The sequence below is a fragment of the Bacillus sp. 01N45 genome (genome assembly GCF_056399205.1).
This window is the reverse complement of record NZ_JBFTQW010000001.1, coordinates 291,674-307,797: the sequence shown is the minus strand read 5'-3', so window position 1 is coordinate 307,797 and position 16,124 is coordinate 291,674. Positions and strand designations below refer to the sequence as shown.

General features: G+C 33.1%; 16 protein-coding genes and 1 riboswitch. Of the genes, 9 read left to right on the top strand and 7 right to left on the bottom strand.

The annotated features are described in order from the left end of the window. Window positions 1–102: 102 nt before the first annotated feature. Window positions 103–290, bottom strand: a riboswitch (cobalamin riboswitch). 354 nt (window positions 291–644) lie between these two features. Beyond that, window positions 645–1,076 (top strand): NUDIX hydrolase, encoded by a 432-nt coding sequence (locus AC1DMU_RS01500; RefSeq protein ID WP_046957439.1) that lies wholly within the window; start codon window positions 645–647, stop codon window positions 1,074–1,076. A gap of 190 nt (window positions 1,077–1,266) precedes the next feature. Here the strand turns inward: AC1DMU_RS01500 and AC1DMU_RS01495 are convergent, their stop codons facing one another. Next, window positions 1,267–1,824, bottom strand: coding sequence for a PadR family transcriptional regulator (locus AC1DMU_RS01495; RefSeq protein WP_060488391.1), 558 nt, complete (start codon window positions 1,822–1,824; stop codon window positions 1,267–1,269). Between the two features lie 91 nt (window positions 1,825–1,915). After that, on the bottom strand, window positions 1,916–3,457 hold the full coding sequence (locus AC1DMU_RS01490; protein WP_088064325.1) for an MDR family MFS transporter: 1,542 nt from the start codon (window positions 3,455–3,457) through the stop codon (window positions 1,916–1,918). 425 nt (window positions 3,458–3,882) lie between these two features. On the opposite strand from AC1DMU_RS01490, the gene AC1DMU_RS01485 reads away from it, so the two are divergent. Then, a complete protein-coding gene (locus AC1DMU_RS01485; RefSeq protein WP_088064324.1) occupies window positions 3,883–4,383 on the top strand; it encodes a hypothetical protein in 501 nt (166 codons plus the stop codon). A gap of 31 nt (window positions 4,384–4,414) precedes the next feature. On the opposite strand, the gene AC1DMU_RS01480 is transcribed toward AC1DMU_RS01485, so the two are convergent. Then, the gene (locus AC1DMU_RS01480) at window positions 4,415–4,648 is read right to left on the bottom strand and encodes an SPP1 phage holin family protein (protein ID WP_000939452.1); all 234 of its coding nucleotides are present in this window, start codon (window positions 4,646–4,648) and stop codon (window positions 4,415–4,417) included. Window positions 4,649–4,811: 163 nt separating this feature from the next. On the opposite strand from AC1DMU_RS01480, the gene AC1DMU_RS01475 reads away from it, so the two are divergent. Continuing rightward, window positions 4,812–5,453: a diguanylate cyclase domain-containing protein gene (locus tag AC1DMU_RS01475; RefSeq protein ID WP_087985096.1), complete on the top strand. Its 642-nt coding sequence runs from the start codon at window positions 4,812–4,814 to the stop codon at window positions 5,451–5,453. A 659-nt stretch (window positions 5,454–6,112) separates the two neighbouring features. Next, window positions 6,113–6,775, top strand: coding sequence for a YkyA family protein (locus AC1DMU_RS01470; protein WP_088064323.1), 663 nt, complete (start codon window positions 6,113–6,115; stop codon window positions 6,773–6,775). 31 nt (window positions 6,776–6,806) lie between these two features. On the opposite strand, the gene AC1DMU_RS01465 is transcribed toward AC1DMU_RS01470, so the two are convergent. Next, a complete protein-coding gene (locus AC1DMU_RS01465) occupies window positions 6,807–7,265 on the bottom strand; it encodes a YkyB family protein (RefSeq protein ID WP_000804864.1) in 459 nt (152 codons plus the stop codon). Window positions 7,266–7,442: 177 nt separating this feature from the next. On the opposite strand from AC1DMU_RS01465, the gene ppx reads away from it, so the two are divergent. Together ppx and AC1DMU_RS01455 are read left to right on the top strand one after the other, a co-directional pair. Beyond that, the gene (gene ppx / locus AC1DMU_RS01460; RefSeq protein WP_046956440.1) at window positions 7,443–8,981 is read left to right on the top strand and encodes an exopolyphosphatase; all 1,539 of its coding nucleotides are present in this window, start codon (window positions 7,443–7,445) and stop codon (window positions 8,979–8,981) included. Between the two features lie 107 nt (window positions 8,982–9,088). Then, entirely contained in the window at window positions 9,089–11,197 is a 2,109-nt protein-coding gene (locus AC1DMU_RS01455; RefSeq protein WP_088064322.1) for a polyphosphate kinase, read from the top strand. A 169-nt stretch (window positions 11,198–11,366) separates the two neighbouring features. On the opposite strand, the gene AC1DMU_RS01450 is transcribed toward AC1DMU_RS01455, so the two are convergent. Both AC1DMU_RS01450 and AC1DMU_RS01445 read right to left on the bottom strand, forming a co-directional pair. Further along, window positions 11,367–11,603 (bottom strand): hypothetical protein, encoded by a 237-nt coding sequence (locus tag AC1DMU_RS01450; protein WP_000283744.1) that lies wholly within the window; start codon window positions 11,601–11,603, stop codon window positions 11,367–11,369. A 97-nt stretch (window positions 11,604–11,700) separates the two neighbouring features. Further along, on the bottom strand, window positions 11,701–12,558 hold the full coding sequence (locus AC1DMU_RS01445; protein WP_048546146.1) for a metallophosphoesterase: 858 nt from the start codon (window positions 12,556–12,558) through the stop codon (window positions 11,701–11,703). 244 nt (window positions 12,559–12,802) lie between these two features. Between AC1DMU_RS01445 and fadH the strand changes: the two genes are divergently transcribed. The 3 genes from fadH to AC1DMU_RS01430 all read left to right on the top strand — a co-directional run bounded on the left by fadH (window position 12,803) and on the right by AC1DMU_RS01430 (window position 15,711). Further along, the gene (fadH, locus tag AC1DMU_RS01440; protein WP_000660912.1) at window positions 12,803–13,567 is read left to right on the top strand and encodes a 2,4-dienoyl-CoA reductase; all 765 of its coding nucleotides are present in this window, start codon (window positions 12,803–12,805) and stop codon (window positions 13,565–13,567) included. 255 nt (window positions 13,568–13,822) lie between these two features. Then, window positions 13,823–15,040 (top strand): EAL domain-containing protein, encoded by a 1,218-nt coding sequence (locus AC1DMU_RS01435; protein ID WP_000564300.1) that lies wholly within the window; start codon window positions 13,823–13,825, stop codon window positions 15,038–15,040. 182 nt (window positions 15,041–15,222) lie between these two features. Next, on the top strand, window positions 15,223–15,711 hold the full coding sequence (locus AC1DMU_RS01430) for a DUF3993 domain-containing protein (protein WP_001233813.1): 489 nt from the start codon (window positions 15,223–15,225) through the stop codon (window positions 15,709–15,711). Window positions 15,712–15,828: 117 nt separating this feature from the next. On the opposite strand, the gene AC1DMU_RS01425 is transcribed toward AC1DMU_RS01430, so the two are convergent. Then, entirely contained in the window at window positions 15,829–16,065 is a 237-nt protein-coding gene (locus AC1DMU_RS01425; protein WP_001225788.1) for a glutaredoxin family protein, read from the bottom strand. Between the last annotated feature and the right edge of the window lie 59 nt (window positions 16,066–16,124).

The window sequence follows — 16,124 nt, the reverse complement described above, 5'->3', positions numbered from 1 at the left end:
AGCATTTCCGTTTACTAGGAAATACCTATAACAAAAAGCATAAAGGCATAGAAAATAAGCCTTCCTTTTTGTTTTAACACCTCATCATCATCCGTGAATCTATCAGTGTTGTTAAAACAGGCAGGTCTCCTGACTTATGCTTCATATAATCTCTTTTACCTTCCCGTTTTCACAGTGGCATAGAAAAGAAATCTCAGCATTTACAGTGGCGGGACCGTGTTGGAGTTTCACCAAGCTTCCCTTTTAAACACGAAACAAAATTTTCGTGTACCTATTTTCCTTTTGAAAGGAAGTTAACAAGCGATATGATATTGAAACAAATTCTAACACAATTTTTGGAATTTTGTCTACTGTTTTAAAATAAGAAAATTCTAAAGTTTTTTATTTTTATTATTCGGATTATTCTGGTTTTTATAAGGCGAAGAAAAGTAAGAGGAATTGAAAGTAAGTACGATTAAACATACAAAAAAGTATGTACTTGTACAGAGCTAAGATGCTAGTTATGTTATTTGAAAATTAATCCATATTCTGGAATGAGGAAGGGGATTGAATGGTTCATTTTGAAATAGTAAGTTATCACAAGAAAGAAAAAGGTTTCTGTATAAAGATACATATACTAAGTTTATAGAAATGGGGAATTTCAATTGGAACAAAGTACACAAAATATTTATTCACCACCAAAACATATAGTTTCAGCAGCGACAATTGTAATTAATGAACAAAAAGAAATCTTATTAATTAAGGGACCTAGAAGAGGATGGGAAATGCCAGGTGGACAAGTTGAAGAAGGAGAGTCTTTGAAGGATGCTGCAATAAGGGAGACTAAAGAGGAGACAGGTGTTGATATTGAAGTTTTAAAATTTTGTGGAGTATTCCAAAATGTGAACCATTCAATATGTAATACGTTGTTTTTAGCTAGACCAGTTGGAGGTAAATTAACGACTACACCAGAAAGTTTGGAAGTAGGGTTCTATCCTATTGAGCAGGCGTTAGAGATGGTGAATTTTATGAATTTCAGACAAAGAATTGAATACAGTTTGGATGAAAATCAACAACCTTTTTATATAGAATTTTAAGAAATAATCTTCTATTATGGGATGCCGGTGATAAATAAATCTTTGTTATATTTTTGAGTGCAGTGAAATAAGTATCTTATAGCGAAAATAAAACAAGCATCCCCGTCCTAAATTAGAACGGGGCTATGCTTGTTTTAGGGTGTAAAAAGAAATAACTTTATTGTCTTTTTACAGTTTCTTCTTTATAAGTTTAATTTGTATCTATATCAATTTCCGACAGTCGCCCTGCAACTGCATCTGTAAGGAGGGTGTTTAACCATTGCAATTCAACTGTAATATGTTCAATAACGCTTTGTAAAATATATAGTTGTGCACGTGGAATTTGTCCTTTACTACAATCATATATAGTTTGCATTTTATGTAAATATTGAACGGTATCATTTTTCTTTTTTTCTAAAATAGGAATTAACTCTTGATCATCACCAAAATGAGCGAAAGAGAGTGCTGAATAAATTGGTTTATATATTTGATTTTTTGCCTCGAATTGTTTTAATAGTAACGTGTGAAATAACCGTTTACCTTCTTCTGTTATATGAAAGATTGTTTTATCGGGTCTATTCGTATCCCGAACAATCGTGGTAATACGAATTGCACCCTGCTTTTCTAATTGCTCGAAGGCGTAGTAAAGTGATCCTTTTGCATATTTAATATAACAATCCATTTGTCGTTCTTTCATGATGTGCTGCACTTCATATGGATGTTTATCCCCTTCGAGTAGCAAGCCGAGAATGACTAGTTTCATGCTCATGCTGTCTCAACTCCTATAAATAAAAACTTTATACATAGTATAAACGGCATATCCGTTTTCATAAAGGGATATGCCGTTTCTTTTCTCTATATTAACTTACTTGCTTTTGTTTTTGTTTCGTTTTTGGACCTGTAAAGAGGCGTTCATTTCCCATAAGTAAAATACAAATAACACTTAGTACAGCCGGGATCAGTGCCCAGAAGAATGTACTGGCAATAGAGGTAGCGAGAGCATCTTTAATACCAGTTAATATTTCAGCTGGAATCTTCTCGGTAGCACCTTGTGATAATAAGAAACTTGTGTCTCCGCCTTTTGGAGCTAATTTAGCTAGTTCTGGAGGGAACACAGTGTTTAATTTAGTAGTAAAAATATGGTTTTGAATTGTACCAAAAATCGTTACACCAAGAGTCATACCGAGTGAACGGAAGAATGAGTTTGTTGATGTAGCAGAACCACGGTCTCGCATTTCTAACTTGTGGATAGAAGACATACTTAAAACTGAGAACGAGAAACCAACTCCAAGTCCAGTGAGAACCATAAATAGCGTTACAAGTAGACGAGGTGTATCCATTGTTAAAGTGCTTAGTAAATAAATACCAATTACGAAGAAAATGCCAGATACCATCATGATGTTACGATAGCTTGTTCGAGAAGCTAACTGTCCACCTGTTTGACTTCCAATTACAGAGCCAACCATCATAGGTGTTAAAATTAATCCAGCATTGGAGGCTGAACCACCGAGAACGCCTTGAACGAAGATTGGGATATAAACTGTACAGATAATAAAAGCGGCACCATAGAAAAAGGCAACGCCTTGGCTAGCTGCGAATAAAGGTTTTTTAAATAGATGGAAAGAAATGATAGGCTCAGTTGCTTTTCGTTCTACGAAGAAGAAAATAATAAGCATAATAACAACTGTTGTAAATAAACCGATAATTACAGTGGAATTCCATGCGTATTCTTTACCACCAAGTTCTAAGGCGAACATTAAGCAAACGATACTAATAACAAGTGTAATAGCGCCAGCCCAATCAATTTTTTGTTTTCTAAATTCTAGAGATTCACTGTAGTATTTAGTAATGAAGAAGAAGGAGATAATTCCTAATGGAATATTAATATAGAAGACCCAATGCCAACTTATATAGTCTGTAATATAAGCACCTAATAAAGGGCCAAATACACTAGATGTCCCGAAAACCGCACCAAATAGCCCTGTCATTTTTCCTCGCTTTTCTGGTGGGAATATATCGTACATAATCGTGAAGGCGATAGGCATAAGAGCACCGCCACCGATCCCTTGAATTGCTCTATAAATACTTAGTTGCTCAATACTAGATGCTGTCCCGCAAAGTGCAGAACCGAATAAGAAAAGAATGAGACCACCAATATAAAAGCGTTTCCGTCCGTACATATCAGAAAGTTTTCCGAAGATAGGCATCCCTGCCATTGTTGCTACCATATATGCAGACGTGACCCAAACAAACTTGTCAAATCCTCCTAGGTCTCCAACAATCGTTGCCATTGCTGTTGCAACGATTGTATTATCCATTGCCGCCATTAAAATACCAAGTAATAAACCTGCAACAACAAATTTTGTATTGTTAGAGTCTTTTTTTGATAATTGAGATTCCAAATATAACCCTCCTTTAATAATAAGTAAACTATATGAAGTTTTGAGTGCAGCGCATAAAAATTTGAAATATAGTTTTTAAAATTAATTTACATAAGTGCACTGACAAAGCCATAAAGAATATTATAGTCAAATTTGACTAAAAGGCAAACTTTTTCTTCCGCCAAAATATTCTGTTGTATGGACAGAGAAAGAGTGAGCAATACTTAGTATTGGTTTAAAGTCAATGAAGGAAATTGTAAAAAAATATTTCAGTAAGAATACCTTCTGTTAACAGAGGAAAAATGGTTTTTTCTTTATATTGTCGAATAGGATAAAAGAAAGAGTAATAACTATATATCGTTTGTAACAAGCTTTATTAATATTGTGTGGAGAGGCAGAATAAGGTCGTATGGATATGATGCATCTGAAATGGGGTGAATATTATTATGAAAATATGGAAACGAATTTCAGATCAAGGTAGGCGTTCAATGCCGCTACAACCGGTGTTATGGATTGATGGCTCAAAAAAAGAAAACGAATGTCCTAATGTAGCAGTTACATTGCAAATCCGTAGTATGTATAAAGAAAAATTTGCATATGAACTGACCTATGATGTAAATGACATACTTATTATTCGAATTGAAGTTGAAAATAAAGGAATGGAAATGATTTCACGAGTTGTAGTAAGTCATATGATTCGAGATTATTTTGCCTATATTCCAAACTCATTAAAGGCTGATAAGGGGATGAGTGAGTTCCTGTTCCAGCTTGTAAGGTGGCGGATTGATAATTTATTACCGAATGAGAAGGTAGAACTAATTTGTAAAATAAAAGCAAATAAAGATAAAGCACTTAAAAACGCATTATTTCAGGCTACATATACATTTCAATATAAAGGAGTATCATATGGTCCACTGCAAACAAATGAAGTTGTTGTGCGGCAATGATAAAAAGGAACCTGTAAGAAAGGTTCCTTTTTTAATGAAGATTGTGTTTTTTGAGTACTTTTTTTTGCTCGATTCCTTTTTTTCCTACATAATTATTTTTATAACCAAAATATAAAATGAAAAGAAAGGAAGCAACATTTACAATAGCATCAATTTGATCGTTTGTAATAAAGTTCACTCCGAAAGAATTAAACAGTAATTTTAATGATAATAGAAAACCTGCTAGTAAACGTATAATATCTGATAGATTCTCTTTTTGTAGCATATAAGTCACCTCTTTCTAAAACGATATATAGTATATATATGAAATAGAATAGAAATGGTAGACAAGCTTAAGCGGAAATGTACACTCAATATGTACATTTTTTATTTTGTAGAAAAACATAATTGTTATAGAAACATATATTGGTATAGAAAGGAGGGGAAGTATGAAACATAAAGGGAAAATTAGTGGGTTATTACTTGGGAATACAGTGGCAGTTACAGAATGGATTGCGCTTCAGGATGTAATTACAAAACTGGATTCGCGATCATTTTATACCGTCTTTATTATTTATATATTGCAAATGATACTCAGCTATTATTTTGGACATTGGTATGATAAAAGAGCGAGTGGGCGTATGGATACGGAAGTAGGGGGAATGGCAAGTAATGATTTTGTAGTTGATTTCTTTGAGAAAGTAGCTGCTTTATCAGAACGGGATTCTCATAATATTACAGTGTACATTCTTTCTGTGAAAGAATGGAAAGAACTAAAAGAAACAGTGCAAGAAAAAAAATTGGAGGTGTTAGTACAAAAATTGGAGAGTACGATTGTAAAGACAATTCGTAAAGGAGATGTCGTTACTAGGTGGGATGAAAATAAGTATGTTATTGTGGCGATTGATAACGGACATGAAAAGTCGACAATAACAAATCGATTAATGAAAAATATTGAAAGTGAAATAGAAAATGGTTTGTTAAGTATGACGCTATTATTTGGAGCTGCTAGTTATCCAATAGGAGGAAAAACTTTTGAAGAATTGTTAAGAAAGGCACAAAATCAATTGTACCAGCATAGGGATTTGTAAGAAAATGAGTGAAACTTTGATTTAAAGAAATATGATATGAAGAAGTTTTTAATGTAACATTTTTTTGACTTTTATTACAAAAAGAACTTTTATTGTAATAAAAGTCTTTAAAAATATATGGAATAAGCATATAATTATGATGGATGTGTCAATGCATTTTGCACAATGTGTTTCATTTTAAAAGTGTAGAGGGAAGCATGCTCTACACTTTTCCTTTTTAGGGAATGACAAGAATAATTGTAAGTTGTTGCAAGTTAGCATTTAAACTGTGTAAAATGAACAAAGAAATTATTTGATAGAAAGCGGAAAGGGAATGATAGAATGATAGACGTGAGAGAACAACGAACATCTTTTATCAGGTGAATTATTACTGTTGTTCTTCAAATTATTATGGCTGTGATGAATTCCGTTGTACTTTTATGTAATACATAGTATGAACAAGTTTTAAAAAGTACCAAGTAAAAGTATATGTAAAGATGGATACGAAACTGCTATTGAGTTCAAAGACGTAAAATGTAATTTCAAGTAATACAATTTGACAAGTATAATAAATAATATCAATGATTTTCGTAAAAAAGGTGCGAGTGTGGAGTTTATAGAAGGGTATATAATTTTCATAGCTTTTTACACGATGATCGTATATAAGTAGGAGGAAAAAGATGTTGAAGTATAGTAAATTAGCAATTGTAACTGCATTATCAATGACTTTATTAGCTGGTTGTTTCGGGCCGAAACCAGAAGAGGAATTATATGTTGCGTTTGAAAATGCTGCAAAGCAAGAAAAAACAATGTTTGAAGATGCAAAGAAACTTGAAACTTTAGAGAAAGAAGGACAAGAATTATATAACCAGATTGTTCAAGAAGGAAAAGATAATAATCAAACTGTTAAGGAAAAACTGAACCAAGCAGTGAAAAATACAGATGAACGAGAAAAAGTGCTAAAAAAAGAAAAAGAATCTTTAAATAAGGCACAAGAAGAAGTGAAATCAGTAGATAAATATGTGAAGAAAATTGAAGATAAGAAATTGAAAGATCAAGCAGGTAAAGTGAAAAGCGCATATGAGAAACGACAAGATTCATTTAACAAGATGTATGATAGCTATAATAAATCGTTAAAACAAGAAAAAGAATTATATACAATGTTACAAGATAAAGGTACAAAATTAAAAGATATTAGTGAAAAGGTAAAAGTAGTAAATCAATCTTATAAGGATATTGAATCAGAAAAAGACAAGTTTAATGAATTTACGAAATCTTATAATACAGAAAAAATAGCTTTTTATAAACAAGCAAATATTAAAATTAAAGAAGAGAAAAAATAAAACAGTTTGGCCTACAATTGGCCAAACTGTTTTATTTTTTTGTATAAGTACGACTATACCATGGAACAGGTTCACTTAATTTTTTTTCTTGTTTCAATGCTTCAGGACCAATATAATCTTGAAGTGTTTTTTTTGCTACTGTTAAAGATAAGGTTGTTTTCGGATTTCGATAGGAGGATTCAAGATGACCAAGATGTGGTAGGATTCGAAAATCTTCTTTGGTAGGAGGAATATGGAAAAAATAATCACCTAAACGTATAAGAACATCAGATTGTTGTTGGCTAAAACGTGGATTTCTAGAAAAATGTAATCCTTCTTTAATAGCTTTTTTCTCAGCAATTAAGCGTTCTAAAGCCGTCTTTTTTAACCAGTATAAATACTTCGGATTAGTTGCAGCTTTAGCATGACGATTCACAACGAAAATAGATTGAGCTAGTCGATTAATAGAATGTTGGTTTTGTAATTGAGATTGTGGTTGTGAAGGCTTCATATTGAATCTCCTTTCAATTTTTCATTATTATAACATAAATAAAAGAGGTTTTTATTATATGCAAAAAGTGATTGTATATATTTTCAATATTAAAGCAATATTGTTACAAAAAACAACTATTTTGTATAATAGTAATAGAACGTGTTTTAGAAATTTGATAATGAAAGAGTGAGAAGTTTGAAAGAAATATTAAAACAGCAATATGCCATTATAGATATTGGATCTAATACAATGCGTTTAGTTATTTATGAAAAGCAAAACGGAGGTTTTTATAAGGAGATTGAAAATACGAAAGTGGTTGCTCGGCTAAGGAATTACTTAATTGATGGTGTGTTAAATGAAGAAGGAATAGAGGTATTGTTACAAACGTTATTTCAATTTCAAGAAAGTACACGATTCCACCAGTTGCATCATGTACTTTGTGTTGCAACAGCAACAATTAGACAGGCTGAGAATCAAGAGGCAATTAAAAAACTGGTTGAAGGACAAACAGACTTTACTCTTAGAGTCTTATCAGAATATGAAGAAGCACGTTACGGCTATTTAGCGGTTATGAATTCAACTTCGTTCTCTGAAGGAATTACAGTAGATATTGGTGGAGGAAGTACAGAAGTTACATATTTTCGAAATAGAGAGATTCTAGAGTACCATAGCTTTCCCTTTGGAGCACTTTCTTTAAAGCAACAATTTATTAAAGAGGATATACCTACTGAAGACGAGTTGGAAAAGATTCAAACGTACTTAGAATATCAATTTCGAACATTACCATGGTTAATTGATAAGAAATTGCCTCTTATTGCAATTGGTGGTAGTGCGAGGAACTTAGTGAAAATCCATCAAAATTTAATTTGTTATCCTATAGCAGGGGTACATTTATATAAAATGAAAGAAGAAGATATTAAAAATGTGAAAGAAGAATTGGAAGCATTGTCGTTCATAGAACTTCAAAAATTGGAAGGATTGGCAAAAGATCGAGCAGATACAATTATTCCAGCAGTCGAAGTTTTTCATACGCTTGTTAATGTTATAGAGGCACCAGCATTTGTGTTAAGTAGAAAAGGGTTACGAGAAGGTGTTTTCTATGAAGAGTTGACAAAAGATTTGGGGATTTCATATTATCCGAACGTAGTCGAAGAAAGTTTGTATTTATTATCACATGAATATGAAATGGATATGGAATTTGTAATGCAGCTTATTAAACATGGAAGACTCATTTGTCAACAACTTGAAGAAACAGGGCTGATTTCTATGTCAGTAAAAGACTGGGAAGTATTCCATCAAGCAGCGAAAGTATTTAATATAGGTAAATATATAGACGAAGAAGCGAGCCGCTTACATACGTTTTATTTATTAGCGAATAAAACAATTGATGGGATGATGCATAAAGAGCGAGTTAGATTAGCGCTTATTGCGTCTTATAAATCAAAAATGTTATTCAAACAACATTTGTCCCCATTTGAAGGATGGTTTGATAAAAATGAACAAAAAAAAATCCGCCTATTAGGGGCTGTTTTACAGTTTTCAGCAGCTCTGAATATAAGACAAAGATCGCTTGTTGAATCGATATCTATAACAGAAAGTAAAGAAGGATTAACATTTAAAATTGTATGTGAGCAATCGGCATTAGCGGAAAAAGTGCAAGCTGAAAAACAAAAAAAGCAGCTGGAAAGAGTGTTGAAAACGACTATTAATTTATCCTTCGAATCAAAACGTTAAGTTGTACGGATGTCTTTACAAAAAATTAACACCTTGGAATATTGTAATTTGCTAAAATAAAAGTAACTAAATTATAGTAAAAAAGTTTCAGGGGAAGTGTGAAGAGGATGGAAATGTTGATGGGGAATATAGTGAATTTAAATGATACAGCTTATTACAATAATCGAGAATTAAGTTGGTTAGCATTTAATGAACGTGTACTACAAGAAGCGCAGGATGAAACAAATCCGCTCTTGGAAAGGTTAAAGTTTATTAGCATTTTCGGTTCCAATTTAGATGAATTCTTTATGGTACGCGTAGCAGGATTGAAAGATCAAGTGAGTGCTGGGTTTAACCAACCAGAAAATAAGGCTGGCTTAACACCAAAAAAGCAATTAAATAAAATTGCGATAAAGGCCCATGAATTAATGACTGTACAATATGATACGTTTAAAAATTATGTGTTGCCAGCGCTGGAGTTAGAGGGGATTGAACGTTTAACATTCCACGATTTGACGAAAGAACAGAGGGAATTTATAGAAGAGTATTTTGATGAGCAGATTTTTCCAGTCTTAACACCTGTAGCTATTGATGCATATCGTCCATTTCCGATGTTATTAAATAAAAGTTTGAATTTAGCTACTCTTTTATATGATGAGAAACAAGTGGAGGAAGAAAACCGCACGAAGTTAGGAATTGTACAAGTTCCTTCATTACTTGAACGTTTCATATTTTTACCGAGTGAGGGGCAAAAGCATAAATTTATTTTATTAGAAGATGTAATTAGTGGTTTTACTCATAAATTATTTACAGGATATAAAGTATCGTCTGTTACTCGTTTCCGTATTACACGCAATGCGGATTTAACGATTCATGAAGAAGGTGCGAGGGATTTATTAAAGGTAATTGAAAAAGAATTAAAAAAGCGTAAGTGGGGAGCTGCTGTACGTTTAGAAGTTGGCAAAGAGCATATTGATGAAAGAGTATTAGCATTATTATATGAGGTGTTGGAAGTAAAAGATGAAGATGTGTATATAATGGATGGACCATTAGATTTAACATGTCTATTTTCTTTATATAAAAAACTAGCTCCTTTATATGAACATCTAGTATATCCGGCTCTTATTCCGCAACGGCCTCAAGACTTGGGGGATGCGGAAGATGTATTCGAAAAAGCAATTGAGCATGATATTTTATTACATCATCCTTTTGAATCATTTCAGCCAGTAGTTGATTTTGTCCGTGATGCGGCAGACGATCCGAATGTACTTGCAATCAAACAAACATTATATCGAGTAAGTGGGGATTCACCGATTATTCAGGCGCTAAAGGTAGCAGCTGAAAAAGGGAAGCAAGTTACGGTATTAGTTGAATTGAAGGCAAGATTTGATGAAGAAAATAATGTGCATTGGGCTAAAGAATTAGAAAAGGCAGGCTGTCACGTTATTTACGGTGTAAGTCATTTGAAAACACATAGTAAAATTACGCTAGTTGTAAGAAGAAAAAACGGAAAAATCGAAAGGTTCGTACATCTCGGGACTGGAAATTATAATGACGCAACAGCAAAGTTATATACTGATTTTGGGTATATTACATCACGAAAAGACTTTGGGGTCGATGCAACAAATTTCTTTAATTATTTGAGTGGTTATACAACCAAGCCACATTTTCATCATTTATCGGTTGCACCATTTGATATAAGAGAGCAATTTATGGATTTAATAGATGAAGAAATCCGTTATCATAGGCAATATGGAAATGGATATATTATCGCTAAGATGAATTCATTAACAGATAAACCATTAATCAAAAAAATGTATGAAGCATCACAAGCTGGAGTAAAGGTAGAGCTCATCGTTCGAGGAACTTGTTGTTTAAGGCCTGGTATTCCAAATGTAAGTGAAAATATTCGGGTAGTTAGTGTTGTCGGGAGATATTTAGAACATAGCCGAATTTATTATTTCCATCATAATGGAGAAGAGAAAATATACTTATCTTCAGCTGACTGGATGACGCGGAATATGGAGAAGAGAGTAGAAATATCTTTCCCGATATTAGATATTGAAATGAAGGCGAGAATTAAGGCGATTTTACAACTTATATTAGCTGATAATGTGAAAACACGTGAACAGAATAAATCTGGTGAGTACTACTATGTTATTAATAGTAGTACAGAAGAAATTGATAGCCAAGTGAAGTTGTTTAAGATGGCGTATCAAAACACGGATGCTGAATAATGAGAACAAAGTAAAAAAACCTCTTTTTTTAAGAGGTTTTTTTACTTTGTTCTCTACTTATTATACATTCTCTAAATAGAAGGATGCGTAGAGAGAATAGTTTTTATTGTAAGCATGTTAATGGATCAGTTAAGAGAGGGAATAACATTGGTAGGATTGTTGGAGTACATTAATAATAGAATGGTTGTTGACAAGGTCCGCCATAACAAGGATAAGGTGTTGGCGGTGGGAAAGGTGGTGGATATGGTGGGTAATACGGTCTAGGACCGAAAGCTAATGCTCCACCGAGCAGTCCACCAGCAATCCCAGCTAGAAATGGAACACCAAAAAACGGAAAGAAGCGTGAGTCGCCTACTGGACCAATAGGTGCTGAACGGACTGGGATTGGTTGATAATATGGATACATGAACAAACCTCCTTTATTGGACTCATTTTTATCATATGGTAAATGAAACGTGGATGAGCGCGTACAAGAAAGGATATGTAAGAAAATAGGCGAATTATTACGAATGTTGGAGCGTAAAAATTGTAATTTCAGGTTTTGCCATAAATCGGAATGGGACGCGTGTTCTGCCAAGACCTCGATTGACATAGAGAGCTAAATCTTGAATCGTATAGAAACCTTCAACATAGTTTTTAGCAAGTGATGGGGTAATAATAGCACCTAAAAAGGGAATTTGTACTTGTCCGCCATGGCTATGACCAGAAAGTTGTAAGTTAACTGGATATTTAGCGATTTGTGGTGCAATATCTGGCTCGTGAACAAGAACAATGTTATAAGTGTTTTGCCTCGCGTGCTGTAGTGTTTTCTCTATTTTGGGTTTGCCTAGTAGTATATCATCAAGACCGAAAATTGAAATTTCACTATTATCCAGTAGACGAATTCTCTTTTCGCTATTTAGTAGTAGTTCAAATCCAGATTCACGCATGATGTGCTCGTAGTATTCCGTTCCATATCCGCCGTGATCATGGTTACCATAAATAGAAAATTTACCGAAGGGTGCTTGTATATTTTTTAAAATAGATGGAACGAAAGGAGTGTCAGTATATGTTTGATAATTATCAATGAGATCACCAGTGAAAAGAACAATGTCAGGTTTTACAGCATTAATTTTAGAAACGATTTGAGATAAATGTTGGAGAGAGAAATAGTATCCGAGATGTAAATCGCTAAATTGAAGAATCTTCATACCATGAAAACTTTTGGGTATGAGTTGTGATTTAAGTGTATGCTCTGTAAAAGAGAGTAAATGAGGCTCAATATATTTAGCGTAATAGTATCCGATGCTAGTGGTTATAAATGAATATAGACAAGTGCGCATTCCAGCTTTAAAAAAATCTCTTCTTGTAATTTTCTTCATAAAAATATGAGTATACCTATTTAACTTATATCACATGTTTTCGTTACATTTATAGGTTACTCAAATCTCCTTTCAGTTTATTTAAAATATATTTTAAATAATAAAAAAGTAGTATAGATTACGAAAAAAACGAATAAAAAGAAACCTCTTTACGTTAAAATATCAGAAAAGTTTAAAAATATAAAGATTTCTATTAAATAAAATGATAAAATGAATGTGTATTCATTTTTGGGAGGGGATGTATGTGAAAGAAAAGGTAGTTATTATAACAGGTGGATCGAGCGGAATGGGAAAAGGAATGGCGACCCGTTTTGCAAAAGAAGGGGCACGAGTTGTTATTACAGGACGTACAAAGGAAAAACTAGAGGAAACAAAGTTGGAAATTGAACAATTTCCGGGGCAAGTATTACCCGTACAAATGGATGTAAGAAATACTGATGACATTCAGAAAATGATTGAAGAGATTGATGAGAAGTTTGGTCGAATTGATGTTTTAATAAACAATGCAGCTGGAAACTTTATTTGTCCAGCAGAAGATTTATCCGTGAATGGCTGGAATTCAGTCATTAATATTGTATTAAACGGTACATTTTACTGCAGCCATGCTGTCGGAAAATATTGGATTGAAAAAGGCATAAAAGGGAATATCATTAACATGGTAGCAACATATGCATGGGATGCAGGTCCGGGAGTTATTCATTCGGCTGCTGCGAAGGCTGGAGTATTAGCAATGACGAAGACACTCGCTGTTGAGTGGGGCCGTAAATATGGAATACGAGTTAATGCTATCGCGCCAGGACCAATTGAACGTACGGGCGGTGCTGATAAATTATGGATTTCAGAAGAAATGGCTAAGCGTACGATACAAAGTGTTCCGCTTGGAAGACTGGGCACGCCAGAAGAAATTGCAGGTCTAGCTTATTATTTATGTTCAGATGAAGCTGCGTACATAAATGGAACTTGCATGACAATGGATGGAGGACAACATTTACATCAATATCCATTTTAAAAGGGATAAGAAAATGAATGTTTGATTCATATTCTCACGGTTAAATGTGACGGAATTGTGACATGTGAAAGAAAAGTGTTTACAAGAGGTCATATATACGTTATATTTAAGACCTCTTTTTTCTTCATAGTAGAATTGCTAATTCCCCTTAGCATTTTACCCCTCTAATCCCTTCAGGAAAACTGAAGGGATTTTTTATTATTTTTCCGTAAATATCATGTTATAATTTTTGAAAAGTAAAGGGAGGGAAGTACATTGATAGATGCATTAGATGTAATGAGTAACTTGGATAAAGTCCTTCCTTATTATCAAGCTATTTTTAGTGCTGATGAGCATACTGTAATTGGATATGAGGTAGTAGGACGTATTCAAACAGAAGAGGGCATACAAAGTTTAGCTTCTTTCTTTCATGATGATTCTATTCCGAGTGAGTTTCAACTGGAAGCGGATAACATTATAGTAGAAAAAGCTTTAAATCGTTATTTAGAAAGTGATCAAAAACTATTATTATTCATACATCGGAATGCTAACGTATTAATGAACGATGATGATGAAAGTTTACTTCAACTTTTATTGATGTATGAAGAGCAAGGTTTAAATTTGAAACACATTGTTTTAGAAATTACAGAACATGAATGTAAAGAAGATATAGAGCAATTTAATCATTTGCTTATGTATTATCGTACATATGGTATTCAAATTTCGATTAATAAAGTCGGAACGGGTACAAGTAATTTAGAACGTATTAGCGTGTTAGCACCGGATATTTTAAAAGTAGATTTAACAAACTTAAGGCAAACTGCACTTTTACAATCTTATCAAGATATTTTATATTCTTTATCATTACTTGCTAGAAGAATTGGTGCAACATTGTTATATGAAGAAATAGATGCTTTTTATCAACTACAATATGCTTGGAAAAACGGTGGTAGATATTATCAAGGGAATTATTTGAAAGAGTGCTTACCTGATTTTATTGAAACGAATGTTTTGAAAGAACGACTTGGTAATGAGTGTCATCAATTTATTCAACATGAGAAGAAGAAATTACAAAAAATTTATAATTTAACAGAAATGTTACGTGATCGAATTGGTGATGTTCTAGCCAAACAGAAAAAGAATGAAGATATAAATGATTGGTTATTACAATTTAGCCAAAGTGTATCACAGTGTAGTTTCCGCATATTTATTTGTAACGAAGATGGTTTCCAACAATCAGGAAACGTTATGAAAAAAGATGGGGAATGGATTGTGATGCCTGAGTATTATATGAAGAACTGGAGTTGGCGTCCGTATTTTCTAGAAAATATTATGAAAATGCGTTTTGAGAATAAGGCAAGACTTTCAGATTTATATGCTGATATTGAAACCGGTGAGATGGTACGAACATTTTCCTTCCCAATTGATGATGAAAACTTTTTATTTATAGATTTATCGTATGAATATTTATATGAAGAAGATGTTTTATTTTAATGCACGAAGAGATTCGTGCATTTTTTGTTTGTTTTTATCATAAATTGGTAATAGTGAAAATGGTGATGAAAATGCTGTCTATCGTTGTAAAGATTTTACGAACGAAACCACCCCTGTCTTTGCATAATCATTGTTACAATGAATACTACAAAGACAAGTTTTCTTAAAAGGAAGGTGAAAAAATGAGGAAATATGGAATATGGTTAGTTCTATTTGTATGCGTTGCCTTTCTAGTTGGTTATAGTGTCACAACTGTTTTAGGAAAAGAGGAAGTGAAAGTCGATCGGGAAGAAGTGTTTACAACGATACAAAAGGGCTATGAAACCCAATTTTCAATTCGTGGGAAGCATTTGCCGATGAATAAGATGATAGAAACGTTATCACCATATTTTACAGAGAATTTCCTTCAAGTATTTACAGATGAAAATAGTAGAAGTGATAAACAAAGTGGTGAATATTTACTTCCAGCAAAAGAAGCGCCGTTTTCTTTTCATTCAGAAACGAAAATGTCATATGATGAAGAGCATAAAATTTTATATGTATATGAGCGGGCGAAAAGTGGACAATATCAAATTGTAACATTGCAAAGAGATCAAGGGAAATGGAAATTGGCCGGATATCATGAAAGCCAAGAACTTTTAACTGAAATAAAACGATTACAACAATTATAAAGTGAAACTGTAATTGGTGGGGGATGTTTATCTCTCACTGATTAATAGCTCGCACCAATCGGGCTATTACTGCCCACAAATAGTGGGATAAAAATAAGAATAGGTCTTTACCTATTCTTATTCAATATTGAGTAGCTGTTGTAATTTTTCAATTTGAAAACCAGCAACAACTTCTCCATCAATTACAACTGTTGGAGTTGAATACGAATCATAGTCGTATAAAAGACGATTGCGTGCAGCAGCGTCTTTTTTTACGTCAAATTCTTCATATACAACGTTATTATGCTTTAAAAATTCTTTCACAATGACACATGGCGGACAATCAGGTTGTGTGTAAACCTCAATTTTTCTCATTGTAATTCCTCCTTTTTTCTGTTTTTTATTATATTCTTCCAGTATAAAAATCGCAATAA